The organism is Mesorhizobium sp. WSM3860 (assembly GCF_002294995.1).
Classification (GTDB): Bacteria; Pseudomonadota; Alphaproteobacteria; order Rhizobiales; family Rhizobiaceae; genus Mesorhizobium.
This window is the reverse complement of sequence record NZ_NSGF01000004.1, coordinates 155,658-181,534: the sequence shown is the minus strand read 5'-3', so window position 1 is coordinate 181,534 and position 25,877 is coordinate 155,658. Positions and strand designations below refer to the sequence as shown.

The following is a 25,877-nucleotide window of genomic DNA, read 5'->3' as shown; positions in this document are numbered from 1 at the left end:
CCTCGGTTCGCTTTGTCTGCCTTGGCTTGGATGGGAGGACCCGTCCGCACTGCCGGCAATGAAGGTGTGCCTCTTCAGTAACCCCGGTCTTTGGACGACCGGCAGACACCAGAAAGGCCCGCACCGTCGTTGCTTCAAGGTGTCCTCGGTCTTGTGGTTGGCCACTGACCGACTGGAGGGGTTGGCTCCAGTTACCTTACCGATTGCCCTCACCATTCGAGGATCGGCGGACACCCACAGGCACGTGCGACTTTGGGCAAGCGCGATATAAGAGCGAAGGGTTTTACAATCAATAAAAATCGTAAGCGCCGGTTGTAAAAATTCCGGCATCGAACAATGTTTGTGGACCGTATCCGGAAATCGAACAATGCCAGGCACTCACGGCCCTCTCAACGCCTTCCTCGATCTGCGTCAAATGCCCGTGGCCAACGCGGAATTTGGCCCGCTAGCTGGCCTGCACCTGGCGGTTAAGGACATCTATGACGTCGCCGGCTACCGCACCGGCTGCGGCAACCCGCGCAAGTTCGAGCAGGCTCACGCCTCCTCGCGGACGGCCGAGGCCGTGCAGTTGATTCTCGACGCCGGCGCGCGATTCGTCGGCAAGACACAAACCGACGAGCTCGCCTTCTCGTTGTTCGGCCAGAATTCGCATTTCGCGTTTCCGGTGAACGCAGCCGCTCCGGATCGCGTGACCGGCGGCTCCTCGTCAGGTTCGGCGGCGGCGGTCGCCGGCGGCCTTGCCGACATCGCCGTCGGCTCCGATACCGGCGGCTCGATCCGCGCGCCGGCGAGCTTCTGCGGGTTGATCGGGCTGCGCACCAGTCACGGCCGGATATCGCTCGAGGGCGCCATGAAGCTCGCGCCGAGCTTCGACACCTTCGGCTGGTTCGCCGGCGACATAGAAACTTACGAAATGGTCGGCAAGCTTCTGCTCGGGCGCGATCCACACCAGCATCCGCTGAACCGCCCGCTGTCGATCCGCTGGCTCGATGCCTTTGTCTCCGGACCGACGGAAGCCGCCGAATATGCGCGGATGAAGGCACAGGCAGCAGCCGTCGTCGGCGAGCCTACTGAAACCGAACACGCCTTCGCCTCCTCCCCGGATGATCTCTACTGGTGCTTTCGCCGGCTGCAGGCCTTTGAGGCCTGGCAGGTGCATGGCGGCTGGATTTCGGCAGGCGATCACGGGCTTGGTCCGGGTGTCGACGAGCGTTTCGGCTTCGGCCGCACGATCGATACAAAGACAGTCGAGACCGAAACGGCGCGACGGGCAGCCTTCGGCTCCGAGTTCGGCAAGCTGCTCGGCAACGACGGCTTTCTTGTTCTGCCGACCGTGCCGGGCGCAGCGCCACTGAAGACCAGCACGCCGGAGCAGTTCCAGGCCTATCGCGAAAGGGCGCTGCATCTGCTGTGCCTGGCCGGCCTGTCGGGCTTCCCGCAGATCAGCTTGCCGCTCGGCTCCGTCGACGGCGCGCCCTTCGGCCTATCGCTGCTCGGCCCTTCCGGCAGCGACGTCGCCCTGATACGGCTCGGCCGCACGATTCTCGACGCGGCCCGAAAGGTCTGATCATGGATACATTGACCCGCATGCGCGCCTTCATCGACGTGGTCGAGGCCGAAGGCTTCTCGGCCGCCGCGCGCAAGATCGGCCGCTCGAAGGCGCTGCTGTCGAAATATGTGCGCGAGCTGGAGGACGAGCTCGGCGCGCTGTTGTTGAACCGCACCACGCGGCAGTTCTCGCTGACCGAAGCCGGCCACACCTATTATCAGCGCGCCTCCGAAATCGTGCGCGAGGTCGACAGCCTGGCCGATGCCGTGCGCGAATCTTCCGGCGACGTGCGCGGCCGCATCAAGCTCTCGGCAGCGCGCACCTTCGCCGACGCGCCGATCGGCCAGTCGCTGATCGACTTTGCCAAGCAGCATCCCGACATCGTGCTCGACATCCATCTCGACGACCGCTTCGTCGACCTGGTCGAGGAAGGCTTCGATGTCGCCGTGCGCATTTCGCGGCTGGAGAACTCGTCGCTGATCGCGCGGCGCCTGGGACCGTTTTCAATCAAGCTTTGCGCTTCGCCGGACCTGCTCGCAAAGCATGGCACCCCGACGCGCCCGCAGGATCTCTCCAACATGCCCTGCATCGTCGACACCAACGGCCGCTCTTTGGCCAACTGGCGCTTCAAGGGAGACGGCGAGGATTCGGTGAGCGTCACCGTGTCGGGCCCGATCGAGGTCAACAGTCCTATGGCGGCGAGAGCAGCCGCCGTGTCGGGCCTGGGCTTCACCATCCTGCCGGATTTCATCGCTGCGCCGGACGTCGCGTCGGGCAAGCTGGTGACGGTGCTCGACGACCGCATCCTCTCGGGCAGCGGCATCTTCGCGGTCTATCCGCATCGCCGCTATTTGCCCGCCAAGGTCCGTGTCTTCGTCGATTTCCTGGTGCACTGGTTCAGGACGCGCGACGCTGCATGAAGCATGTCCCCCGAAGGTGGGAACCGGTTTCGGCACAAAGGCATGCGCAAGATCAGAACCCAAAAAGCGCGTCGAGCGAATCTGAAGGAGCGCCACGGTCTCCGAGCGCGTCCCAATTTCGCCCCCTTTCTGATAACTCTCGGGGCCCAATCCCAAAGTCGATGGAATCGCGGCCCGGAATGCACTTGAAACGGCAAGCAACCATGCTGGCTTCGGCCTTTGCGGCCACCTTTGCCGCGGTAGAGCCTGCCGAGGTGCACCCGCACGTCTTCGCCGAGGCTCGCCTCGACGTCATCCTCAGCGCGGATCACCAAAGTGTGACGGCGCTGCGCCACCTTTGGCGCTTCGACGATCTGTTTTCGAGTACAGTGATGATGGAGTTCGACAAGAACTCCGATCTGAAACTTGACGACAAAGAGCTCAAGGAAGTGGCCGACACCGTCCATTCCTCGCTGGCCGAGTTCAACTATTTCCAGTTGGTCACGCAGGACGGCAAGGATGTGCCCATGGTCCCTCCGCCGCATCTGATGGCGAACTTCGACAACGACCAGTTGATCATTCTGTTCGAGTCGCAGCCGAAGACGCCGATCAAGCTCGCCGGCAAGATCGACATCGGCGTCTACGATCCGACCTTCTACACGGCGATCGACTTCACCGACGACGCCAACCTCACCGTCGCGGGATTGCCCGCGAATTGCACCAAGAAGGTGATCCGTCCCGATCCGGACGAAGCGATCAAGGAAAACCAGAAGACCCTGACGGAAGCGTTCTTCAACGATCCGACAGGCACGGACATGAGCAAGATCTTCGCCACTAAGCTCGAACTGAACTGTCCGCCGGAAGGATAATTTGGTGATGAAATTGTCGCTGCGCGCAAGCAGGTTCCGCAAAAGTGTCCCACGGTTTTGCGATCGGAACCTGCGACAAGCAAGGGAATCCAGGCGGATATTCGTGGGGCATCCCACGAATATCCGCCTGGCGCTCGGCCTTGCGGCCGCCACCCTGGTCATGACGCATCTGCCCGGCGTCGCCCATGCCCAGAGCTCGCTCGGCATCGGCACCAATGACGGCATGGCTCCCAGCACCTCCGGCCCGTTCGCCAATATCCTGATGTGGATCAATCTGCGGCAGCAGGAATTCTACCATTCGCTGGCAGCCGCGATGAAGGCGATGCGCCAGGACGGCAGCAAGCTCTGGCTGCTGATCGGCCTTTCCTTCGCCTACGGCATCTTCCACGCCGCCGGCCCCGGCCACGGCAAGGCGGTGATCTCCTCCTACATGGTGGCCAACGAGGTGGCGCTGAAGCGCGGCATCATGCTGTCCTTCGTCTCGGCGCTGCTGCAGGGCCTCACCGCGGTCGTCGTCATGATGCTTGCCTATTTCGTGCTGCGCGGGACCACGGTGTCGATGACCGACGCGGCATGGTTCCTCGAAATCTCAAGCTATGTGCTGGTCACTCTGTTTGGTGCGTGGCTTTTGTGGCGCAAGCTCGGTCCGTCAATCCTGCGCATGCTCGGCAGGGCGCCCGCCTACAGCCTTTCGGCAGCCCATACCGGCCATTCCCACGCTCATTCGCATTCAGCGCATTCGCATGCGCTGCATGCGCATCACGACCACGACCATGGGCATTCGCACGCGCATAGCCACGATCATGGCGCGCATGAGCACCACCACCACGATCACGCCGCACACGATCACGCTGGGCATCATCACCACGACCGTGGTTCGGGCGAAGTGTGCGAGACCTGCGGCCACTCGCACGCGCCGGACCCGGCGCTGCTTTCGGGCGACCGCTTCGACTGGCGCACCGCCTGGTCGGCGGTGGCCGCCGTCGGCATCCGTCCCTGCTCCGGCGCGTTGATCGTGCTGAGCTTCGCGCTGCTCAACGGGCTTTGGCTTGGTGGACTGCTCTCGGTGCTAGCGATGTCGATCGGCACCGCGATCACCGTCTCGGCGCTGGCGACGATCGCGGTGACGGCCAAGAACTGGGCTGTCTATTTCGCCGGCGACGGACGCATCGGCAACCGCATCCACTCGATCGTCGAGATCGGCGGCGCGGCCTTCATCTTCCTGGTCGGCCTGCTGCTGTTGTCGGCCAGCCTGACGGGCGGCGCCTGACGCCGGCCAAACCTGTCACGCGATCTTTCCGCCCAGCTCATCCTCGATATGCGCGCGGATGATCTCGTCGAAGCTGCGCTCGGCGACAAAGCCGAGCTCCCGCGCGCGTCTAGCCTCGAAGCGCGTCGGCCAGCCCTTGACGATCGCCCAGATCGTTTCGTCGGACTGCTCGCGGATGCGCCTCGCCACCTCGAAACCGGCGATGCGCTCCAGCGCTTCGATCTGCTCGCCGACCGTGACGGCTACACCGGGCATGGTGAGATTGCGCCGCGGCCCGACCTTATCGCCGTCGATTTCGGCCGCATGGATCAGGAAATTCACCGCCGAACGCGGGCTGGCATGCGTGTGCAGCACCGAGCGCGGCACCGGCAGGATCGCCTCTTGCCCGCTGAGCGGCTCGCGGATGATGCCTGAGAAGAAGCTCGACGCCGCCTTGTTCGGCTTGCCCGGCCGCACGCAGATGGTGGGCAGCCGGATGCCGATGCCGTCGAAGAATCCGCGCCGTGAGTAGTCGGCGAGCAGCGCCTCACAGATCAGCTTCTGCGTGCCGTAGGAGGTGAGCGGCGTCGGGTGGAATTCGTCCGGAATGACATCCGGGAACGGCGCACCGAACACCGCGATCGACGAGGTGAAGACAAGGCGCGGCGCGAAGGCCGCCAGCCGCACCGCGTCGAACAAAGCGCGTGTGCCGTCGAGATTGACGCGGTAGCCGAGGTCGAAGTTGGCCTCCGCCTCGCCGGAGACGATGCCGGCGAGATGGAAAATCACGTCCGGGCGGGAAGCGACGAGATTAGCCGTCGCGCCGGGCGTGGAAAGGTCGCCGGTGTGGATCGAGACATCGACTCCCGCGGGCGTCGGCGCCTGCGGCGGCACGATATCGTGCAGATCGAGCGCGGTTATTTTGCGCCCGCGCAGCACACCGTCCCTGGCCAGCCTTGCGATCAGCTTTCGGCCAACCATGCCTGCCGCGCCGGTGATCAGAATTCTCATTTCAGCGACCTCTCTTGCGCTGGCTGCGTCCGCGCAGCCAGAAGACGACGAACAGCGCCACAATGAATATTGCGCCTACGATTGCGGCAAGCACCGTCGAAACGCTGCCGACGGCCAGCATTATGGTAGGCAGGAAATAGGCGGCGAGCCCGAACAGGAGCAGTATACAGGCCGCGGCGATCGCCGCGTTGCGCGTCTCGCGATCCATCAGGCGCCGTCCCTCGATCCGAAGCTCATCACCGGCTCAGTGATAGTGGCGGCGATCGCGAGGCGCATCATGCGCATGGTCGTGATCATGGTGATGATCGTGCTCGTCATGGCTGTCGGCGCATAGGCCGAACTCGGGCTCCACCGTTGCATGATCGATGCCGTGCTTCGCGGCAAGCCGCTTCTTGATGGCGCTTACCGCCGCATGCGGATCGACGCCGTCATTCAGGCAGGCATGCAGCGTCGCCATGTTGCTGGTGCCGTCGAGCGACCAGACATGCATGTGATGCACCTCGCGCAAGCCCTTGACCGCGGCTTCCAAATCCTTGGCGATCAGGTCGCGGTCAAGGCTTGCCGGCACGCCTTCGAGCAGCACATGGGCGGCCTCGCGCATCAGCGACCACGCCGTCGACAGGATCAACAGCGCCACCAGCACGGATAGGATCGGATCGATCGGCGTCCAGCCGGTGGCGAGGATGATGAGGGCCGCAGCGATTGCCGCGGCCGAGCCAAGCAGATCGCCCAGCACATGCAGGATGGCGCCGCGCATATTGAGGCTTTCGCGGTCGCCGCCATGCAGCACGAAGAAGGAGGCGACGTTGACGAGCAGGCCGGCGACCGCCACCACCAGCATCGGCCCGCCCAGCACCGGCCCCGGGTGCATCAGCCGCCCCCAAGCCTCGTAGACGATCCAGAGCGCGATGACGAAGATGGCGATGCCGTTGGTGTAGGCGACCAGCGTCTTCACGCGGGCGAAGCCGTAGGTGAGACGCCCGGTCGCCGGACGTCCGGTGAGATGGAAGGCATACCAGGCGAGGCCGAGCGCGATCGAATCGGCGAGCATATGGCCAGCATCCGCAAGCAGCGCCAGCGAGCCGGTGAGCAGGCCGCCGAGCGCCTCAGCGACCATGAAGCCGCCGGTCAGGCAGGCCGCGATGAGAACGCGCTTCTTGTCGGTCGACCCATGCATGTGACCCGCGCCGTGGCTGTGCCCATATGAGCCGTGATCATGCGCCATCGCGCAACTCCTGCTAGGCGCCGAATTCGGCGCGAAAATCCTCGAGCCGCCGCTTTTGGCGGCCCTCGCCATCGAAATTCGCCGGATCGAGCCAGGCCTCATAGGCCCTGCATAGCGGCGGCCACTCCTTGTCGATGATCGAATACCACGCCGTATCGCGGTTTTCGCCCTTTACCACAAGATGTTGGCGGAAAATGCCTTCGAACTTGAAGCCGAAACGTTCCGCCGCGCGCTTTGACGGCTCGTTGCGGTTGTTGCATTTCCACTCGTAGCGGCGATAGCCGAGCTCGTCGAAGGCATATTTGGTGAACAGGAACTGCGCTTCGGTCGCCTGCGGCCTGCGCGAGATCAGCGGCCCCCAATAGATGTTGCCGATCTCGATGACGCCGTTGGCGGCATCGATGCGCATCAGCGTCTGCCGCCCGGCGACCTTGCCGCTTGCCTTGTCGATGATGGCGAAGAACAGCGGGTCCTCGCTCGCCTCGACTTTGTCCAGCCATGGCTGGAAGGCGGCGCGGGTCTCGGGCGGATAGTCCGGCAGCCAGGCGAAGCGGCCTCCGGCATCCGGCACCGACGACGCCTCGTAGAGCCCGTCGCCGTGCTTCGCCGCGCTCAGTGGCTCGAGCCGGACGTAGCGGCCTTCCAGCGCCTTGCGTTCGGGCCGCGGGCGTGGCTGCCAATTCTTCAGATTTTCCGACACCGAAAACTCCAATCCGTTTGACTTTTCCTGGCGGACGCTCACAAAAACGCTCGCCTAGAGGAAGAACCACAGGGACGGGAAAAATGCTCCACACCATCGCGGCCTTCGATCGTCTCGGCGAGGAAAATGCCTTTGCGGTGCTCGCGCGGGCAACGGCGCTTGCCCATCAGGGCCGCGACATCATCAACCTCGGCATCGGCCAGCCCGACTTCAAGACGCCGCAGCATATCGTCGAGGCGGCGATCAAGGCTCTGCGCGACGGCCACCACGGCTATACCCCTGCAAATGGGCTGCTGGCCACGCGCGAGGCCGTCGTGCGCCGCACGCTGACCACCACCGGCGTCGAGGTAACGCCCGAGAGCGTGATGATCCTGCCCGGCGGCAAGCCGACCATGTTCGCCGCGATCCTGATGTTCGGCGAACCGGGGGCGGAGATTCTTTATCCCGATCCCGGCTTTCCGATCTATCGCTCGATGATCGAGTTCACGGGTGCTGCTCCAGTCCCGGTGCCGATCCGCGAGGAGAACGGCTTTGCCTTCTCGGCGGAAGAAACGCTGGCGCTGATCACGCCGAAGACCAGGCTGCTGATCCTCAACTCGCCCGCCAATCCGACCGGCGGCGTAACCGCGCGGAACGAGATCGCCAAACTCGTGAAGGGCTTGGAGAAGCACCCTGAGGTCGCGATCCTCTCCGACGAGATCTACGAGGTTATGACCTATGACGGCGAGACCCACTGCTCGCTGCTCAATTTTCCGGAAATCCGCGACAGGCTGATCGTGCTCAACGGCTGGTCCAAGACCTGGGCGATGACCGGTTGGCGCATGGGCTGGTCGATCTGGCCAAACGGCGAAAAGGGCGCTTACCTGTATGACAAGGTGCGCAAGCTGGCGGTCAATTGCTGGTCCTGCGTCAACGCGCCGAGCCAGTATGCCGGAATCGCCGCGATAGACGGCCCGCAGGACGATGTCGAAAAGATGATGCGCGCCTTCGACAACCGCAGGAAGATCGTGGTCGAAGGGCTGAACGCGCTCCCCGGCATTTCCTGCATCACGCCGAAGGGCGCCTTCTATGCCTTCCCTAACGTGTCGAAGACCGGCTGGAAGGCCAAGAAGCTTGCCTCGGCGCTGTTGGAGGATGCCGGCGTCGCGCTGATCGGCGGCCCCGATTTCGGCGTGCTCGGCGAAGGCTATGTCAGGCTCTCCTACGCCAATTCAGAGGAGAACATTTTGCGAGCGCTGGAGCGGATCGAAGTGTTCTTGACGAAATAGAGCTTCAGCCCCTCACCCGCGGCCGACGAACGGCATCTTCGTCGCCATCACGGTCATGAACAGCACGTTGGCGTCGAGCGGCAGGCTCGCCATGTGAAGCACCGCGTCGGCGACGCGCTGGACATCCATCACCGCTTCGGCGGCGATGGAGCCGTTGGCCTGCGGCACGCCGACGGTCATCGCCTGCGCCATCTCGGTCAGCGCGTTGCCGATGTCGATCTGGCCGCAGGCAATGTCATAGGGCCGGCCGTCGAGCGCCAGGGTCTTGGTCAGGCCGGTGATGGCGTGCTTGGTCGCCGTATAGGGCGCTGAGCCCGGCCGCGGCGCATAGGCCGACACAGAACCATTGTTGATGATGCGCCCACCCATCGGCTTTTGCCGGCGCATGACGCCGAAGGCGGCACGGGCGCACAGGAACGAGCCGGTCAGGTTGACGCCGACGACATCGTTCCAGACCTCGACCGGGATCTCGTCGATCAGCGTCGACTTGTAGCCCATCCCGGCATTGTTGAAGAGCAGGTCGACGCGCCCGAACGCCTCCACCACTGTCTCGAACATGTCGTCGACCTCGCCGGCCTTGCTGATGTCGCATGCGACCGCAAGCGCCCTGGCGCTGGTCTTCCCGGCCTCGGCGATCGCCTCCTCGAGCAGCGTCTTGCGGCGGCCGCAGAACACGGTGTTCCAGCCTGCCTTGAGCAGCGTGGTAGCGACGCTCTTGCCGATGCCGGTGCCGGCGCCGGTAACGATGGCTGTTTTCTCTGTCATGGCGGTCATCGTCTTCGCTCCCCGTCACTGCTGGAAGAAGACGTGGCATCGCAAATGATGGAGGGCGTGGCAAGCGGCTATTGTCGGCAAGAAAGAAGAGCCGACAAAAAGGGCGGTCATTGGCGACCGCCCCTCATCTGAACCGCGCTTGGGAGGAGGATAAGCCGGTCCGACTGGTTAGAATGATGCGCTTGCTGGGTTAACGAAAGATTGACGGCCAGCAGCACGTCCCATGCGCGTTTACCAACCGGGATTTGCCGGCGCGGATTGGGCGCGCTTCAAGCCGGCGCCTTCGCCGCCGAGACCGTCGCCTCGACATGGTCGACCAGCGCGTCCGGCAGGCCCAGGCGGCCGGCGAGCAGGTCGAGATAGCCGCGCTCGGTGCGGGTGTCGGGATCGATGGTGAGGCGCGAGGCGGTGTAGAGCTCAACCTTCTGCGCGTCGGTCTTGGCGCCGGCGATCAGGACGTCGAGATCGAGCGGGCGTTCAAGCTCATCCAGCAGGAATTTTTCAGCTTCGGCACCGATGCCGGCGAGCTTCAGCTTGTCGGCGATCTTCTGCCGCTCCTCGTCATCGACATGGCCATCCGCCTTGGCCGCCGAGATCATCGCCCGCACCAGGGTCAGCGTGAATTCGACCTCGCCTTGCGGCGCTTGCGAGGGATGGAAGGCGGTGTCCTTGGGCGGCGGCAGCAACTCCGGCTCGCCGGCCACGGGTTGTTGTGACGGTGTATTGCCGGCCTTGTAGTTCTGGTAGGCCTTGTAGGCGAGGCCGCCAATGGCTGCCAGGCCGCCGAGCTTCATGGCGGCGCCCGTCACCTGCCGACCGGGGCCGGTGCCGAGCAGCACCGCCGCCAGCCCGCCGGCGGCGAGCGGATTGTCCTTCGCCATCTGCACCGCCTGCCCCGCCTTGTCGCGAACGGTCGATCCCGTGCCGGGAATTTGCGAGCCGAACAGGTCGTCGAGCAGCTTCTTGGGGTCGAGCATCAATGCCTCCAGAATTGGCCCGGCCGAACGCGCCCGGGCGGTGTTTCGGATCGGCAAGACGTAGGCCCCGCGCATTGACATTACAATGAACGGGCGGATGTTTTGACGAAACCAGCGCTGCTCAGCTTCCGATGTGGCGCTTGGCGCCCCGCGCATGCGCGAGTTCGACCTGGCGATGACGCTCGGCGTAGCGCGTCCGGTCCTCGTCCGAGCGCGCTTCGAAGCAATGCGGACATGAGACGCCGGCCGTATATTTCGGCGAAAGCCGGTCCTCGACGGTGAGCGGATGCCGGCAGGCGCGGCAGAGTTCGGCTTCGCCCTCGGCCAGTCCGTGCGACACCGATACCCGCTCGTCAAAGACGAAGCATTCGCCCTGCCACAGGCTCTCTTCGGCCGGCACCTCTTCGAGGTATTTCAGGATGCCGCCCTTGAGATGGAAGACTTGCCTGAAGCCCAGCGACTTCACGTAAGCGGTCGCCTTCTCGCAGCGAATGCCGCCGGTGCAGAACATCGCCACCTTGCGGCCTTCGAGCTCCTCGCGGTGCTCTTCGACCCAGGCCGGGAACTCGCGAAAGCTGGCGGTCTCGGGATCGACCGCGCCCTTGAAGGTGCCGATCGACACCTCGTAGGCGTTGCGCGTGTCGACGACCAACGTGTCGGCGTCCGAGATCAGCGCGTTCCAATCGGCCGGCGCGACATAGGTGCCGGCACTGGTCGCCGGATCGAGATCGTCGACGCCCATGGTGACGATCTCGCGCTTCAGCCTGACCTTCATGCGGTGGAACGGCATGTCGGCGGCGGTGCTGTATTTGACTTCCAGGCCGGCAAGCGCCTCGATCGCCTGGAGGTGATCGATAAGCGCGGCGATCGCTTCCTCGCTGCCGGCCACCGTGCCGTTGATGCCCTCATGCGCCAAAAGCAGCGTGCCCTTGATGCCGCGTCCGCAGCAGAAGGCGGCAAGCGGCGCGCGCAGGGCTTGGTAACCGACTAGCCGCGCAAACTTGTAAAGCGCGGCAACGCGGACCGGCTGAATTTCCTTGGCTGTTGTCATGCCCATGCCACTAGACCGTGCTGAAAGCCGTTTCAAGGCAAAGCAGGCGCGCCGCGTGACATCGCGACACGCCCGCCTTCGTGGACTTGGAATACCCCTTCTGCTAATCGGTTGAAATCGATCGCAACGGAGAGACAAGCCAATGACCAGCAAGACCGAAAAGCTCCTGTCGCTCCTCAACGGCCAGCCGGTCATCCCGGTGCTCAAGATCGCCAATGTCGCCGACGCCGTGCCGCTCGCCCGCGCCCTGTCGCGCGGCGGCCTTCGGGCGATCGAGATCACGCTGCGCACCGCCGATGCGCTGGAAGCGATCCGCCGCGTCGCGGCCGAAGTCGAGGATGCGGTTGTTGGTGCCGGCACCATTCTCGATGCCGAGCAGTTCGACGAGGCGGCACGCGCCGGCTCGAAATTCATCGTAAGCCCGGGCATCACGGGCCAGCTTCTCGACGCGGCCAAGGACAGCCCCGTGCCGCTGCTGCCCGGCGCCATCACCCCCGGGGAGATCATGGCCGCGCGTGAAGCCGGCCTGCGCTTCCTGAAATTCTTCCCGGCCGAACAGTCGGGCGGAATTGCATCGCTCAAGGCTTTCGCCTCGCCGCTCGCCGACGTGAAATTCTGCCCGACCGGCGGCATAACGGCCAAGAACGCCGCCGATTATCTCAGCCTCCCCAACGTCATCTGCGTCGGCGGCTCGTGGGTTGCGCCCGACGATCTCATCAAGGCCGGCAAATGGGATGAGATCGAAGCCCTGGCGCGCGAGGCGAGCAAGCTCGCCTAACGCAATTCCAGGAAGAGTGGGCACCGGTTCTTCCATCCGGAATTGCGCCCATTCAGCAATCACCAGGGCAGCGGGCCGTTCTCATCGAAGTAGCCGCCGGTCGGCCCGCCGGCATCGAGCGTTGCCAGGCGCACGACGATTTCCGCCGCCTGCTGCACCGTGCGGTGGCCTTTGTGCGCGTTGAGATCGGTCGCCGTGTAGCCGGGAGCGGCGGCATTGACCATGATGCCGCGCGGCGCAAGTTCCCTGGCGAAGGCCACGGTGATGGCATTGAGCGCCGTCTTCGAGCTGCCATAGCCCATGACGTTCGGTGACTGGCTTTCGCCGGCCGCACGCGCGATCGAGCCGAGATAGCTGCTCAGCATGACGATGCGGGCGGCGCCCGATGCCGACAGCAGCGGCAGGAATGCCTGGGTGACGCGAACCGGACCGAAGACGTTGACCTCATAGGTCGCCTTGATGTCGGCGATGCTCTCCCGGCGCGGCGGCCGTTCATAGCGGCCGTCCGGACCGAGCGCATCGACATATCCGGGGGCGACGCCGGCATTGTTGACCAGCACATCGAGGCTGGGCGCCCGCGCCGCGAGGGTCTTGGCCGCGTCCGTCACGCTCTCCTCACTGGTGACATCGAGCGCGAGCCACTCGACGTCGAACCCTTCGCCGCGCAGCGCCTCGGCCGCAGCCTGACCGCGCTTGGCGTCCCTGGCGCCGAGCCAGACCTTATATCCGATCGCCGCCAGTCGCCGCGCGGTCTCGAAGCCGATGCCCTTGTTGGCGCCGGTCACCAGCGCGTTCTTCCGTGTCGTCATGTCCATGTCTCCTTTTCGATGACCTGGAAATGACGTGAGCCGGTCGGTTTCGCGCGCCGAAAGCTCTCAAGCTCTTGCCTAATCCTCTCAGGTGCGCGCTTGCGCGTCACCAAGTGCGCACCTGCGCGTCACCAAGTGCGCGCCTGCGCGTCGCGGTGCGCGCTTGCACATCGTTGCGCGACCCGCGCGGATCGGCAATGCTGAACCCGATGAACGAAGCGCTTCAGGAATTGATCGCCATCGCCGGCCGCCATGCGCGTGGACGGCGGACGAGGACGGCTGTGCCGCGCGTCACGATCGGCCGCAGCGAGGTTCCGACACCGCCGCTGCCTGAGCTTTGTCAGCCGACGGCCTTGTTCGTGCTGCAGGGCACGAAATCGGTGCTGATCGGCGACCGCACGCTTCGCTACAGCGCCGGCAGCTGCTTCGTCTATGCGGTCGAGACGCCCGCCACCAGCCAGTTGATCGAGGCGAGCGCCGCCCTCCCATACATGGCCATCGCCTTCGCTCTCGACATCGAGGTGGTCGCCACATTGCTGATCGACCACAGGCCGGCCGCCGGCGCCGACGGCTTTGTCACCTATCCCGCCGATGACGCCTTGCTCGATGCATGGCGCCGGATGCTGCGGCTACTCGACAGGCCGGCCGAGATTCCCGTGCTCGCTCCGATGCTCGAGCGGGAGATCGCGTTTCGCCTGCTGCAAGGCCCGCAGGGCGAAAAGCTGCGCCAGCTCGCGCGCGCCGACGGACGCCTGTCGCAGATTCGCCGCGCCACCCAGTGGATACGCGCGCACTACAACGAGCCGATCGACGTCAAGGGGTTAGCCGCGCTCGCCCATATGAGCAACGCCGCGTTCCATCGCCACTTCAAGGCGGCTACGGCCATGAGCCCGATCCAGTATCAGAAGCAGGTCCGTCTGCTGGAAGCCCGCCATCTGCTGATCGCACAGCCGGGCAACGCCGCGCGTGTCGCGTTTGCCGTCGGTTACGAAAGCGCTTCCCAGTTCAGCCGGGAATATGCGCGCCAGTTCGGCTTGCCCCCGGCGCGTGACGCCGCGCGGCTTCTGGCGATGGGCGAAGCGCCCGCGCTAGAGGTCGACTAAACCGCCTTAGGCGACACAAAAACCCGGCCAGCATATGCTGGCCGGGCAAGGGACTTGGAATGCGATCAGTGGCAGACCTTGACCTTCTCGACGACCTTGCGGTGGTGAACCCAATGCGTCACCACCTTGGTCCTGCAGTGATGCTTGCCGGTCTTGACGATAACGGTTTCGGCCTGCGTCGGAGCCACGGCAGCCGATGCCGCCGCAAGAGCGAGAACTGACGCCAATAGAATCTTCTTCATGAATATCCCCAGTTTGGAACGAACGTACTCTAACCCGAAAAAGCGCGCGCCGTTCCGGTCTCACGAGAAGTTTAAGCTTGCGTGATGGCATGCCGGCGCCGGCCGGAAACCGCCGCCGCCAGCTGGTTCCCGCTCATGGATTCGAACCACGATTCATGCCTTCAAAGGGCGCTGTCCTACCATTAGACGAAGCGGGAGATCGGGCAGTGAAGGCAAGCTCAAATAGGAGGCAAAAACCGCGCGGTTGTTCAACGCGGCTGTTGCGGCACTGGCGGGCTCGTTATTTCGTCTGGAAGCGGGCGACCGAAAGGAACTTCACCGCGTTGCCGGTGAACCGGCTGGGGTCCGGCAATTGCCCGTCCGTTTGGAAGCCGGCCGTGTAGACCTCGCTCGGCGGCGAGTGCACGATGTTATAGGCATAGCGCGGTGCCGTCGTCGGATCGGAAACGGTGGCGATGTTGTCGCCGCTGCCCAGCGCCCAGCGCGCTGCCTGCGGCGGCGTTGCCACCACCATCGCCTTCGGGCCGGGCTTCAGGTCGTTGGCGGAGGCCCTGGCCTCCTTGCGCGTCGTCTTTACGCCGGCGCCGATCGCCTGCGCCGGGTCGGTGCCGGCGGGGCGAGCGGCAATGGCTTGACGCGGCGAAGCCGCATCGAGTCCCGACGGATCGTTGAATGCCGAGCGTGGCTCCGGCGCAGTCAGCGAAGCGACCTCGTATTCGGCCCCACTCGAGCCGGCCACGGTGGTTGCGCTGGCCTGCTCGAGCACCGCTTTGATTTCATCCGGTTTGCCCGTGTCGGGCCGCGCGCTCGGCAGCACCGAGAAGGCGTCGGTCGCGCTCTTGTCCTGCGAGGCGGTTTCCGCCAGCGCCAGAAGCACGCTCTTGTCCTTGGGCGCAAGTTCCCTCGGTAGATCGGGCCGCCGGGTCGGCAGCGGAACATTGTTGACCGCTACCTGTGCGGCTGCGGCCTGCGCCGTGCCGGCGGCCATGCCGAACGGTACATTGGCCGGAGCATGCGACGTCGCCACCGCCTGCTCGGCCGTGGCCGAGGCGTCCGCCACCGCGAACGGCACGTTTTGAGCCGTTTCCTGGCCGACATCGGCCTTGGGCCTCGGCGCGAAGGCGGGCAGAGGAACCTCCTTCGGCGGCAGCGCGGCGATGATGGTTTCGGGCGTGTCCTGCTGCGGTTGCGAATCGTCCGAGCTGTCATCGGCGATCTGCGGGATGTTGGCGCGTTTGGCATCCTGCGGCGAGACGATCGCGATGCCCGGCAGGCTGCCGCTGTTGCCGCTCTTGGCAGCCGCCACCTGCTTCACAGCTTTCGGCGGGGGCGCGGGTTGGGCACTGGCGACATCGGCGCTGTCGTCGGCCTCGTCATCGCCGCCGCCGAACCAGGCCGCAAACAGTCCGCCGGACCGCTTTGTCGAGCCGCCGGCGCTGGCCAGCTCGATATTGGGGGTGCCGGCGCCCTTGCGCCCCTTGTAGGCGGCCAGAGCCTGCTCGTAGCCAGGCAGCGGCCGGCCGTCGCTCGGCACGTGCAACGTCTTGCCGTTCGGGAAAAGGCTGACCAGCTCCTGGCGGCTGATGCCGGGCCAGTGACGGACATTGCCGACGTCCATGTGGACGAACGGAGAACCGGAATTCGGATAGTAGCCGACGCCGCCGCCCTGCATCTTGAGGCCGATGTTGCGCAGCTTCTTCAGCGGCACGCCGGGGATGTAGAAGTCCATCGCCTTGCCGAGCATGTGCTGGCTTTTCTCGGCGACACCGCGGCTGCGGCTGCGCAGCATCGAATTGGTAGATGGCGAGCGATAGCCGCAGACGACCTGGATGTAGTCGGTCGCTCCGCTTTGCCGGTAGGCTTCCCACACCAGATCGAGCAGCCGCGGATCCATCTTGGTCGGCTCGTTGCGGCGCCAGTCGCGCAGGATGATGTTGATCTTGCGCAGGCCTTCGGGAACGTAGCGGCCATTGCGCTTGTAGACGATCTCGGCCTTTTCGTGTGTGTGCAGGTGATAGAGCTTCAGCGAACGGACTTCGGCTTTCGCGCCGGAGGCGGCTGCCGAGAGGAACCCGACGGCCAAAATCACAAACGTCAGCCACCTTGGCCAGACGCTCATGTGAAAATGCCGCCCGTTCGTGTGTCGTTCGACTTGGTTCAAATCAAAAGGCCTTGCAGGCTGCCGTTTGTCCCCGGATTTGCCCAAACGGATGCGTGGTTCTCACATCCGAATATCGATCCTAATGGTTAATCATCGCTTATTGAAGCCGAAATGCGGTAACACCGTGGCGATATCCAGTCAAAATAGTGCACCGTGTTTCGTGGTAAATTGCTGGTTTAGATCGAGTATTCGCCCCGGATCGAGACACGATCTGTTACCGCTTGCCTTAAATGCGTGATTGCTGACAGGCAAGCTGCTGAAAAACAGCGCCCTCCCCACCGATAAGCGACGATTTGACTCAAGTCTTAAGCCAGGCCGGGCCGGGGCGTTGGGTCTCAGGAGGCAAGCCGGTCGAGACGACCCGCTTCGGGCTCAATGCCATATTCCTTCAACTTGCGATAGAGCGTCGAGCGTCCGATGCCGAGGCGACGCGCCACCTCGCTCATCTGGCCGTTATAATGGTCGATCGCAAGCTTGATCATCTCGAGCTCGACATCGGCCAGCGCCCGAACATTGCCGCGCTCGTCCAAGGCCCTCAGCGTGCCGAATCGCGGCTGCAGCCGCGCCGGCGCCTCAGCCTCGTGCGAGCCTGCCGCCGCTCCATTGGAGACGGCCTGATCGCCCGGCTGCGGCTCATGCGCAACCGATGCCACGGCGGACTCCGGCTCGGCATCCAGCTTCACCGTGCCTTCGACCTGCGCGCGGATTTGCGGGAATTCCTCTTCGGTCAGCAATTCGCCTTCGGCGAGCACCGACGCCCTGAACACCGCATTTTCCAGCTGGCGGATGTTGCCCGGCCAATCATAGGCCTGCAGCATCGCCAGGGCCTTGGCCGATATGCCGGTGAGACGATGACGCGGATCGGCCGGAGCCACCTTCGCCATGAAGTGCCTGACCAGATGGGGGATATCCTCGCGCCGGTCGCGCAGCGGCGGCACGAAGATCGGATAGACGTTCAGGCGATAAAACAGGTCCTCGCGGAATTTGCCGTCCTTGACCTGCTGCAAAAGGTTGCGGTGCGTCGCCGAGATCAGCCGGATGTCGACCTTGACCGTCGAACGGCCGCCGACCGGGTCGACCTCGCCCTCCTGCACCGCGCGCAGCAGCTTGACCTGGACGTCGAGCGGCAGGTCGCCGATCTCGTCCAGGAACAGCGTGCCCGAATGCGCCTCAACGAATTTGCCGGTGTGCTTGTCCGTGGCGCCGGTGAAGGACCCCTTCTCATGGCCGAACAGGATCGATTCGACCAGATTGTCCGGGATGGCGCCGCAATTGACGGTGACGAAGGGTTTCGAGCGGCGGTCGCCGCTGCCCTGGATGGCGCGCGCCACCAACTCCTTGCCCACGCCCGATTCGCCCTCGATGAGGATCGGGATGTTGGAGGCTGCCGCCTTCTGGCCGAGCCGGATCACCCGGTCCATCGCCGGGCTGCGGGTGATCAAGTCCTTGAAGGTGAGATGGCCGCCGCGACGCCGCGACGAGCGCTTCACCTCGTCCTCGACCGCTTCGACCTTCAAAGCATTGGAAATCGAGGTCTGCAGCCGGTCGGGCGAGGCCGGCTTGACGACGAAATCGAAAGCGCCGTGGCGCATGGCCGAGACAACGGTTTCGATGCCGCCCTGCGCGGTCTGCACGATGACCGGGAGATTGATGGCGCGCTCGCGCATCGCCTTCAGCACGCCGATGCCGTCGAGACCGGGCATGACCAGGTCGAGGATGACGACCGACACATCGCGCGCGTTCGGTCCGTCGAGCACATCGAGGCCCGCCTCGCCGCCCTCGGTGACGATGGCGCTGTGGCCGAATTTCGTCACCGCCGCCTCGAGCAGCCTGCGCTGCACGGGATCGTCATCGACTATGAGTACGGAACCTGTCATGACTGTTTGAATTATCCGCCCGATAAATCCCCATGGATCATCTTGGCACAGGGTTCTAAATAAGGTTTCAAAAAACCCGGTGAACGAAATCCTTAGGATTTGACCGGCTTCTCCTTTCCCGTTGATTCAAAGAAGGTATTGTCGATGCGCATGATGTTTGGTCAGCGGCTTGCGGCGACGGCATCTGGCCAGGCCGCGGCGGAGCTCGGCGAGCTGCCGGAGTGGAATCTCGCCGATCTCTATTCCGGCATGGAAGCGCCGGAACTGAAGCGCGACATCGCCTGGGCGGCAACCGACGCCATTGCCTTCGAGGTCCGCTGGAAGGGCACGTTGGCCGCCGAAGCCGAGCGTGGCGCCGCCGGCCGGCTCGGCGAGGCGCTGAAGGCCTACGAGGCGCTGGAGGAACTGATCGGCCGCATCATCTCCTATGCCGGGCTTGTCTATTCCGGCAACACCGCCGATCCGCAGCGCGCCAAGCTCTATGGCGACGTTCAGGAGAAGATGACGGATGCCAGCGCGCATCTTTTGTTCTTCGCGCTGGAGCTCAACCTGATCGACGACGCGGTGATCGAAGCAGCACTCGCCGCCGACCCGGCCTTCGCTCATTACCGTCCCTGGGTGCTCGACCTCAGGAAGGACAAGCCGTACCAGCTCGAGGATCGGGTCGAGCAGTTGTTCCATGAGAAGTCGGTCACCGGACGGGGCGCCTGGAACCGGCTGTTCGACGAGACGATGACCGACCTGCGTTTCGACGTCGACGGCGAGGAGCTGACGCTGGAGCCGGCGCTCAACCGGCTGCAGGATGCGGATGGCGAAGTGCGCCGCCGCGCCTCCGAGGCGCTCGCCGCGACCTTCCGCAAGAACCTGCGCACCTTCACGCTCATCACCAACACGCTCGCCAAGGACAAGGAGATCTCCGACCGCTGGCGCGGCTTCGAGGACATCGCCGATTCACGCCATCTCGCCAACCGCGTCGAACGCGGCGTGGTCGATGCTTTGGCCGCGGCCGTGCGCGAAGCCTATCCGCGCCTGTCGCACCGCTACTATCAGATGAAGGCGCGCTGGCTCGGCATGGAAGTCATGAACCACTGGGATCGCAACGCGCCGCTGCCCGAGACCCCGCAGTCGGTGATCCGCTGGGACGACGCCAGGGACACGGTGCTGTCAGCCTATCAGCGTTTCTCGCCGGAGATGGCGGAAATCGCGCGGACCTTCTTCGACCGCAAATGGATCGATGCACCGGTAAGGCCGGGCAAATCGCCCGGCGCCTTCGCCCACCCGACTGTGCCTTCGGCGCATCCCTACGTGCTCCTCAACTACATGGGCAAGCCGCGCGACGTGATGACGCTGGCGCATGAGCTGGGGCACGGCGTTCACCAGGTGCTGGCCGCCGGCCAGGGCGCGCTGATGGCGTCCACCCCGCTGACGCTGGCCGAGACTGCCTCCGTCTTCGGAGAGATGCTGACCTTCCGCTCGCTGCTCGACCAGACCTCCGACAAGCGCGAGCGCAAGGCCATGCTCGCCCAGAAGGTCGAGGACATGATCAACACCGTCGTGCGCCAGATCGCCTTCTACGAGTTCGAGCGCAAGGTGCATGCCGAGCGCCGCAACGGCGAGCTGACCTCGGACAGGCTGGGCCAGTTCTGGCTCGAGGTTCAGGCTGAGAGCCTGGGGCCGGCGATCAAGTTGCGCGATGGCTACGAGGTCTTCTGGACCTACATCCCGCACTTCATCCACTCGCCCTTCTACGTCTACGCCTATGCCTTCGGCGACTGCCTGGTCAACTCGCTCTATGCCGTCTACCAGAACGCCGAGCGGGGCTTTCAAGAGAAGTATTTCGAGATGCTGCGCGCCGGCGGCACCAAGCATCATTCGGAACTGCTGGCGCCCTTCGGTCTCGACGCCACGGATCCTGCCTTCTGGCAGATCGGCCTGGGTGTGATCGGCGCGCTGATCGACGAGTTGGAGGCGCTCGACAAATGACGGGTGTTGGCCCGGCGGCATAGACCAGAAACGATTTGGCCGGAACGCATGTTTGTGGCGCTTTTATTTGCGCTAAATGCTCAAGGCGCAGGGCGTCACGACCTACGCCCAGATCGCCGCCTGGACCGATGCCGACGTCAAGCGCATCGAGGAGGTGCTCAATTTCGACGGCCGCATCGCGCGCGAGAAATGGATCGAGCAGGCGAAACTGCTGGCCGCGGGCGACGAGGCCGAATTCGCTCGCCGGTTCCCCGCGGGGACCTCGAACAACAACTGATCTCGCTCTGCCTGCCCAGCGCAGGCGGCGTCCATTGGCGCCGTCTTTGCTCGGACCAGGTGCCTTTGCGCCGCCCGACGCCGTTCTCTCGATTGCGCCTCGCCCCACCCCCATATAGAGCGATCGACTTAGTTGACCGCATCCGAGCCTTATGTCCCTGCCCTCAGCAATATTCCGGAATGACGAGACCAGCCGCCAGCTCGTCTTTGACGGGCCGCATGAGGTCATCACGGCGCGAACCGCGGACGAATTCGCGCCGGCACTGGAAGCGGCTCAGGCCGCCTCCGACGCGGGCAAATGGCTTGCAGGCTATTTCTCCTATGAGGCAGGCTACCTGCTCGAGCCGAAACTGGTGCCGTTGCTGCCAGAGGGCCGCCGCGCGCCGCTGGTCTGTCTTGGCGTCTTCGACGCGCCGCTCGAACAGGCCGTGCCGCAAAGCAACGGGCTGGCGGTCAACGGACCGATCTTCGATGCCCGGGCATCCTGGTCCGCCGAGGACTACGCCATCCGCTTCGCGCGCCTCCACGAGCATATCCGCAAGGGCGACTGCTACCAGGGCAATCTGACCTTCCCGGTCCATGCGCAATGGTCGGGCGATCCGCTTGCCGCCTTCGACGCGCTGACCGGGCGCCAGCCGGTGAAATACGGCGCGCTGATTTCGTTTGGCGATCCGATCGTGCTGTCGCGCTCGCCCGAACTTTTCTTCGAGATCGACGCGGACGGCATGATCGAGACGCACCCGATGAAGGGCACGGCGCCGCGCGGCGCCACCAAGGCCGAGGACGCGCGGCTGAAGGCGTTCCTGCGCAACGACGAGAAGAACCAGGCCGAGAACCGGATGATCGTCGACCTGTTGCGCAACGACATCTCGCTGATCAGCGAGGTCGGCACGCTGGAAGTGCCGGAGCTGTTCCGCATCGAGACCTACCCGACCCTGCACCAGATGGTGAGCCGGGTGCGGGCGAAGCTCCTGCCGGATATCGGTATTCGCCAAGTCTTCGCAGCGCTCTTTCCCTGCGGCTCGATCACCGGCGCGCCAAAAATCCGCGCCATGGAGATCCTGCACGATCTGGAGGGCGTTGCGCGCGACGTCTATTGCGGCGCCATCGGCTGGGTCGCGCCCGGCGGCACGATGCGGTTCTCAGTGGCGATCCGCACCATCTCGCTCTTTGCCGACGGCGAGGCTGTCTACAATGTCGGCGGCGGCGTCGTCTTCGATTCCAACGCCGAGGAGGAGTACCAGGAGTGTCTTCTGAAAGCGCGCTTCGCGACGGGAACCGTGCCGACTTCGAGCTGATCGAGACCATGCGCTGGGAGCCCGGCTCGGGCTTGCTGCGCTTCGAACGCCACCTTGCACGGCTTTATGCCTCGGCGGCGGAGCTCGGCTTTGCCTGCGATCCGCAACGGATCGGCGAGGTGCTGAAGAACGCCATCGGCGCGCAGCGGATCGCTTTGCGGACCCGGCTTGCCCTGCAGCGCAACGGCGAGGCGACAGCCGCCGCGCAGCCATTTGAGCCGCTTCCCGCAGGCAAGGCGTGGCGGCTGCAGCTGGCACGGGTCCGGCTCGATTCCGGCGAGACGCTGCTGCGCCACAAGACCAGCCGCCGCGAGATCTACCAACAGGCGCGCGCCGAATACCTCGCCACCCGTGCCGACGAAGTGCTGCTCGCCAACGAGCGCGGAGAGCTCTGCGAAGGCACGATCACCAATCTGTTCGCCGACTTCGGCGACGGCGTGCTCTCGACGCCGCGGCTTGATTGCGGCCTGCTGCCTGGAGTATTGCGCGGCGAGCTTCTGGACGAAGGCCGCGCCGCGGAAGCGATCTACACCTTCGACGATCTGAAGGCGGCGCGGGCGATCTTCGTCGGCAACTCGCTGCGCGGGCTGATCCCGGCGCAACTCGGCTGATTGAGGCCGGAGACACCAACTGGATAGCACCCAGGCACGCATGGCCATTCGCCAACCGACCCATACGCCCTATGACGGGTCCTCAACGCTCTTCACCATCGGCCTGAAGCCGCTCGAGCTCAGCCGCTGGATCGAGGTCGACCAATTCCTTCTGCTCCATCTCGCCGAGAAGCGGCGGCTTTACGGGGAGATCCCGGAAAAGGTCTTTGTCGAGGAGCACGATACCCGCGACGCACAGCAAGAAGTTTTCGACCTTCTCGCCGCCTATCTTCCGGCAAAATATCCCGAGACCCACCGAGGTGCCGGCTCGGATGTCGAGGTCGTCGGCCTCGAAGAAGCGATCGACGCGCTGCCTCCCGAAGTGAACAGAGCGCCGCTCGCCCGAGCGTCCCTGCTGGTGCAGGAAGACCTGATTATCATGCGCCGCGGCGATGACGGCTGGCGGCTCGCCGCCGGCTCGCTGTGCTTTCCGTCATCCTGGTCGCTCCAGGAGAAATTCGGCAAGCCACTGCAACAGATCCACGCGCCCGTGCCCGGCTTCGGCCCCGGCACGCGGCCTGCCGACCTCATCAACCGCATGTTCGACGGCCTGCAGGGCCAGGCAGTCGAGCGCTTCAACTGGTCGATCCAGGCGGGCGACGCGCTCTATCATCCGCTTTCCAGCGGGGAGCGCATCGACCGTGCTACGAACCGTCCGACACGCTTCCTGGACGGTGACATCAACGCCCACGCCTTCATCCGCGTCGAGCACCAAACGCTGCGCAAGTTGCCGGTGTCGCGCGACGTCCTCTTCACCATCCGCATCCATCTCGACCCGCTGGCAGTGCTTGCCTGCCACCCCGACAAGGTCGCGCTTGCGGCCTCTTTCGCCCACCAGCTCAATGCTCTCGATCAGGCGCAGCTCGACTACAAGGGCTTGACCGCCGACCGCGACCGGCTGGTTTCGTACCTTGCCGGCATGGCCCCGGCGGCTTAACCAAACCGCCAGGCCGGCTTGGCCGTCGGTTGGCGGTTTTCTCTGGTTTGTGACAATGATCTGTGGTGTACGGCTACCGGCGAAAAATGCCGAACTTTCCCGTGTTTGAAGGAGTGTGCGAAAAAATGGCGAATGAGAACTGGCCCGTTTACGGTGAAATCACCGGCCCTGTCGTGATGATTGGCTTCGGCTCGATCGGACGGGGAACGCTGCCGCTGATCGAACGCCATTTCAAGTTCGACAAGTCGCGTATGGTGGTTATCGACCCGCGTGACAGCGACCGCAAGCTGCTCGACGAGCGCGGCATCACCTTCGTTCAGGACGCGGTGACCAGGAAGAACTACAAGAAGCTTCTGACCCCGCTTCTCACCAATGGCGGCGGCCAGGGCATGTGCGTCAACCTGTCGGTCGACACCTCCTCGCTCGAATTGATGAAGCTCTGCCGCAAGTTCGGCGTGCTCTATATCGACACGGTGGTCGAGCCGTGGCTCGGCTTCTATTTCGACGACAAGGCCGACAATGCCTCGCGCACCAATTATGCGCTGCGCGAGAGCGTGCGCCAGGAGAAGGAGAAGGCCCCCGGCGGCACCACGGCGATCTCCTGCTGCGGAGCCAATCCCGGCATGGTCTCCTGGTTCGTCAAGCAGGCGCTGGTCAACCTCGCCACCGATCTCGGGCTCGAGTTTGTGGTACCGGCGGAGCACGACCGCGAGGGCTGGGCAAAGCTGATGAAGAAGGCCGGCGTCAAGGGCATCCACATCGCCGAGCGCGATACCCAGCGCACCAAGAAGCCGAAGCCGATGGATGTGTTCTGGAACACCTGGTCGGTCGAGGGTTTCATCTCGGAAGGCCTGCAGCCGGCCGAACTCGGCTGGGGCACGCATGAGACCTGGATGCCGAAGAACGGCAAGAAGCACAAGCACGGCTCGCAGGCGGCGATCTATCTGGAGCAGCCGGGCGCCAACACGCGCGTGCGCTCCTGGTGCCCGACGCCCGGCCCGCAATACGGCTTCCTGGTGACCCACAACGAGGCGATCTCGATCGCCGATTTCTTCACCGTGCGCGGCAAGAAGGGCAAGGTTCAGTATCGCCCGACCTGCCATTATGCCTATCACCCCTGCAACGATGCGGTGCTGTCGCTGCACGAGATGTTCGGCGCCGCCGGCAAGGCGCAACCAGTGCATCACGTGCTCGACGAGAACGAGCTGGTCGACGGCGTCGACGAGCTCGGCGTGCTGCTCTACGGCCATGCCAAGAACGCCTATTGGTACGGCTCGCAGCTGTCGCTGGCCGAGGCTCGCAAGCTGGCGCCTTACCAGAACGCCACCGGCCTGCAGGTCACCTCGGCGGTGCTCGCAGGCATGGTCTGGGCGTTGGAAAACCCGATGGCCGGCATCGTTGAGGCCGACGAGATGGATTATCGACGCTGCCTGGAGGTGCAGTTTCCGTATCTCGGGCCAGTCAGGGGCTACTACACCGACTGGACGCCGCTCGATAATCGCCCGGGGCTTTTCCCCGAGGATCTGGACAGGGACGATGCGTGGCAGTTCCGCAACATCCTGGCGCGATAGCGGCCAAGCCTACCCGCGTCTCCACCTTGCAATCGCCCGGAAATCGGGCGATTGAAGACGGGCGGCCTAGAGCGAAGTGCGTCCCTTCGGACGCACAAAGTACGCTCTAGCACTTTGAATGCACGCATCGTGCTTTCCGAAAATCGGAAGGCGATTTTCGGGCCGATGCGAGAGGAGAGGATTTCAAATGACCATTGCGCGCAAATTGCTTTCGGCGGGCGCCGCGGCAAGCCTTCTGGCCGCTGCCGCCTGCACCACCACCGGCCCCTCCGAGCCGATCGGAGCGGCGCCCAAGGGCGTCGAGGGCAACTGGATCGACGCCAAAGGCACCGGGCTGTCGACTTTCGCAGCCGGCAGCTTCACCACCGTCGCGACCGATACCGGCCAGAAGCTGTCCGAGGGCAGCTACACCATGACTGGCGCGACCTCGGTCGAGATCCACGGCACCTCGCTGATCCGCCAGACGCCGGTCAGCTTCAACTGCCTGATGGTCTCTACCAGCCAGCTCAACTGTACCAGCGCCAGTGGTCAGAATTTCGTGCTAACGCGCCGGGCCTGAGCGCAGACAAAGATCGATTATGTTGAGGATGGCGGCGCGAGCCGCCGTCCTTTTTTGTGCC

The 25,877-nt window shown here is 64.4% G+C and carries 24 protein-coding genes, 1 tRNA gene and 1 pseudogene; 14 read left to right on the top strand and 12 right to left on the bottom strand.

The window, feature by feature from the left end; genetic code table 11:
- The first annotated feature begins 367 nt into the window (after nt 1-367).
- The 4 genes from CK220_RS09705 to CK220_RS09690 all read left to right on the top strand — a co-directional run bounded on the left by CK220_RS09705 (nt 368) and on the right by CK220_RS09690 (nt 4,587).
- Nucleotides 368-1,567, top strand: coding sequence for an amidase (locus CK220_RS09705; protein ID WP_095811315.1), 1,200 nt, complete (start codon nt 368-370; stop codon nt 1,565-1,567).
- A 2-nt stretch (nt 1,568-1,569) separates the two neighbouring features.
- Entirely contained in the window at nt 1,570-2,469 is a 900-nt protein-coding gene (locus tag CK220_RS09700; RefSeq protein WP_095811314.1) for a LysR family transcriptional regulator, read from the top strand.
- Between the two features lie 179 nt (nt 2,470-2,648).
- Complete coding sequence (locus CK220_RS09695; RefSeq protein WP_095811481.1) at nt 2,649-3,317, top strand: DUF1007 family protein; 669 nt, start codon at nt 2,649-2,651, stop codon at nt 3,315-3,317.
- 160 nt (nt 3,318-3,477) lie between these two features.
- Nucleotides 3,478-4,587: a nickel/cobalt transporter gene (locus tag CK220_RS09690; RefSeq protein WP_176479048.1), complete on the top strand. Its 1,110-nt coding sequence runs from the start codon at nt 3,478-3,480 to the stop codon at nt 4,585-4,587.
- A 15-nt stretch (nt 4,588-4,602) separates the two neighbouring features.
- Here CK220_RS09690 and denD read toward each other — a convergent pair whose 3' ends face one another.
- Genes denD through CK220_RS09670 form a run of 4 tightly spaced genes read right to left on the bottom strand, consistent with a single transcriptional unit; the run spans nt 4,603 to nt 7,502 of the window.
- On the bottom strand, nt 4,603-5,577 hold the full coding sequence (denD, locus tag CK220_RS09685; protein ID WP_095811312.1) for a D-erythronate dehydrogenase: 975 nt from the start codon (nt 5,575-5,577) through the stop codon (nt 4,603-4,605).
- 1 nt (nt 5,578) lies between these two features.
- Nucleotides 5,579-5,785, bottom strand: a complete 207-nt coding sequence (locus CK220_RS09680; RefSeq protein ID WP_095811311.1) for a hypothetical protein — start codon at nt 5,783-5,785, stop codon at nt 5,579-5,581.
- Nucleotides 5,786-5,821: 36 nt separating this feature from the next.
- Nucleotides 5,822-6,802 carry a cation diffusion facilitator family transporter gene (locus CK220_RS09675; RefSeq protein ID WP_095811310.1) on the bottom strand — a complete coding sequence of 327 codons (981 nt, stop codon included), beginning with the start codon at nt 6,800-6,802 and terminating at the stop codon, nt 5,822-5,824.
- 13 nt (nt 6,803-6,815) lie between these two features.
- Nucleotides 6,816-7,502 carry a GNAT family protein gene (locus CK220_RS09670; RefSeq protein ID WP_095811480.1) on the bottom strand — a complete coding sequence of 229 codons (687 nt, stop codon included), beginning with the start codon at nt 7,500-7,502 and terminating at the stop codon, nt 6,816-6,818.
- Nucleotides 7,503-7,585: 83 nt separating this feature from the next.
- Between CK220_RS09670 and CK220_RS09665 the strand changes: the two genes are divergently transcribed.
- Entirely contained in the window at nt 7,586-8,770 is a 1,185-nt protein-coding gene (locus tag CK220_RS09665; RefSeq protein WP_095811309.1) for a pyridoxal phosphate-dependent aminotransferase, read from the top strand.
- Nucleotides 8,771-8,782: 12 nt separating this feature from the next.
- Here the strand turns inward: CK220_RS09665 and CK220_RS09660 are convergent, their stop codons facing one another.
- The 3 genes from CK220_RS09660 to CK220_RS09650 form a co-directional block, all read right to left on the bottom strand.
- Nucleotides 8,783-9,535: an SDR family oxidoreductase gene (locus CK220_RS09660; RefSeq protein ID WP_082953977.1), complete on the bottom strand. Its 753-nt coding sequence runs from the start codon at nt 9,533-9,535 to the stop codon at nt 8,783-8,785.
- A gap of 278 nt (nt 9,536-9,813) precedes the next feature.
- A complete protein-coding gene (locus CK220_RS09655) occupies nt 9,814-10,521 on the bottom strand; it encodes a tellurite resistance TerB family protein (RefSeq protein ID WP_095811479.1) in 708 nt (235 codons plus the stop codon).
- A 121-nt stretch (nt 10,522-10,642) separates the two neighbouring features.
- Complete coding sequence (locus CK220_RS09650) at nt 10,643-11,572, bottom strand: rhodanese-related sulfurtransferase (protein WP_095811478.1); 930 nt, start codon at nt 11,570-11,572, stop codon at nt 10,643-10,645.
- A gap of 142 nt (nt 11,573-11,714) precedes the next feature.
- Here CK220_RS09650 and CK220_RS09645 point away from each other — a divergent pair, with 142 nt between their 5' ends.
- Entirely contained in the window at nt 11,715-12,350 is a 636-nt protein-coding gene (locus CK220_RS09645; protein ID WP_095811308.1) for a 2-dehydro-3-deoxy-phosphogluconate aldolase, read from the top strand.
- Between the two features lie 59 nt (nt 12,351-12,409).
- Here the strand turns inward: CK220_RS09645 and CK220_RS09640 are convergent, their stop codons facing one another.
- Nucleotides 12,410-13,159, bottom strand: a complete 750-nt coding sequence (locus tag CK220_RS09640; protein WP_095811477.1) for an SDR family oxidoreductase — start codon at nt 13,157-13,159, stop codon at nt 12,410-12,412.
- A 209-nt stretch (nt 13,160-13,368) separates the two neighbouring features.
- Here CK220_RS09640 and CK220_RS09635 point away from each other — a divergent pair, with 209 nt between their 5' ends.
- Entirely contained in the window at nt 13,369-14,262 is an 894-nt protein-coding gene (locus CK220_RS09635; protein WP_095811476.1) for an AraC family transcriptional regulator, read from the top strand.
- 65 nt (nt 14,263-14,327) lie between these two features.
- Here the strand turns inward: CK220_RS09635 and CK220_RS31850 are convergent, their stop codons facing one another.
- The 4 genes from CK220_RS31850 to CK220_RS09615 form a co-directional block, all read right to left on the bottom strand.
- Nucleotides 14,328-14,504: a hypothetical protein gene (locus CK220_RS31850; RefSeq protein WP_082980697.1), complete on the bottom strand. Its 177-nt coding sequence runs from the start codon at nt 14,502-14,504 to the stop codon at nt 14,328-14,330.
- 123 nt (nt 14,505-14,627) lie between these two features.
- Nucleotides 14,628-14,701 (bottom strand) — tRNA-Gln (locus tag CK220_RS09625).
- 83 nt (nt 14,702-14,784) lie between these two features.
- Nucleotides 14,785-16,623, bottom strand: a complete 1,839-nt coding sequence (locus CK220_RS09620; protein WP_095811307.1) for a DUF882 domain-containing protein — start codon at nt 16,621-16,623, stop codon at nt 14,785-14,787.
- Nucleotides 16,624-17,000: 377 nt separating this feature from the next.
- A complete protein-coding gene (locus CK220_RS09615) occupies nt 17,001-18,542 on the bottom strand; it encodes a sigma-54 dependent transcriptional regulator (protein ID WP_095811306.1) in 1,542 nt (513 codons plus the stop codon).
- A gap of 144 nt (nt 18,543-18,686) precedes the next feature.
- Here CK220_RS09615 and CK220_RS09610 point away from each other — a divergent pair, with 144 nt between their 5' ends.
- From CK220_RS09610 to CK220_RS09580, 7 genes and pseudogenes are all read left to right on the top strand, one after another.
- Entirely contained in the window at nt 18,687-20,525 is a 1,839-nt protein-coding gene (locus CK220_RS09610; RefSeq protein WP_176479038.1) for a M3 family oligoendopeptidase, read from the top strand.
- Nucleotides 20,516-20,802, top strand: a pseudogene (locus tag CK220_RS09605) (hypothetical protein); the annotation flags it as partial. The gene CK220_RS09610 and the pseudogene CK220_RS09605, both read left to right, overlap by 10 nt.
- Before the next feature lie 151 nt (nt 20,803-20,953).
- Nucleotides 20,954-22,099, top strand: a complete 1,146-nt coding sequence (locus tag CK220_RS09600) for an aminodeoxychorismate synthase component I (RefSeq protein ID WP_095811305.1) — start codon at nt 20,954-20,956, stop codon at nt 22,097-22,099.
- A complete protein-coding gene (locus tag CK220_RS09595; RefSeq protein ID WP_095811304.1) occupies nt 22,048-22,710 on the top strand; it encodes an aminotransferase class IV family protein in 663 nt (220 codons plus the stop codon). The genes CK220_RS09600 and CK220_RS09595 overlap by 52 nt, the downstream gene beginning before the upstream one ends.
- Nucleotides 22,711-22,750: 40 nt before the next feature.
- On the top strand, nt 22,751-23,686 hold the full coding sequence (locus CK220_RS09590; RefSeq protein WP_095811303.1) for a DUF3445 domain-containing protein: 936 nt from the start codon (nt 22,751-22,753) through the stop codon (nt 23,684-23,686).
- A 125-nt stretch (nt 23,687-23,811) separates the two neighbouring features.
- The gene (locus tag CK220_RS09585) at nt 23,812-25,257 is read left to right on the top strand and encodes a homospermidine synthase (protein WP_095811302.1); all 1,446 of its coding nucleotides are present in this window, start codon (nt 23,812-23,814) and stop codon (nt 25,255-25,257) included.
- A gap of 187 nt (nt 25,258-25,444) precedes the next feature.
- Entirely contained in the window at nt 25,445-25,816 is a 372-nt protein-coding gene (locus CK220_RS09580) for a hypothetical protein (protein ID WP_095811301.1), read from the top strand.
- Nucleotides 25,817-25,877: the final 61 nt, after the last annotated feature.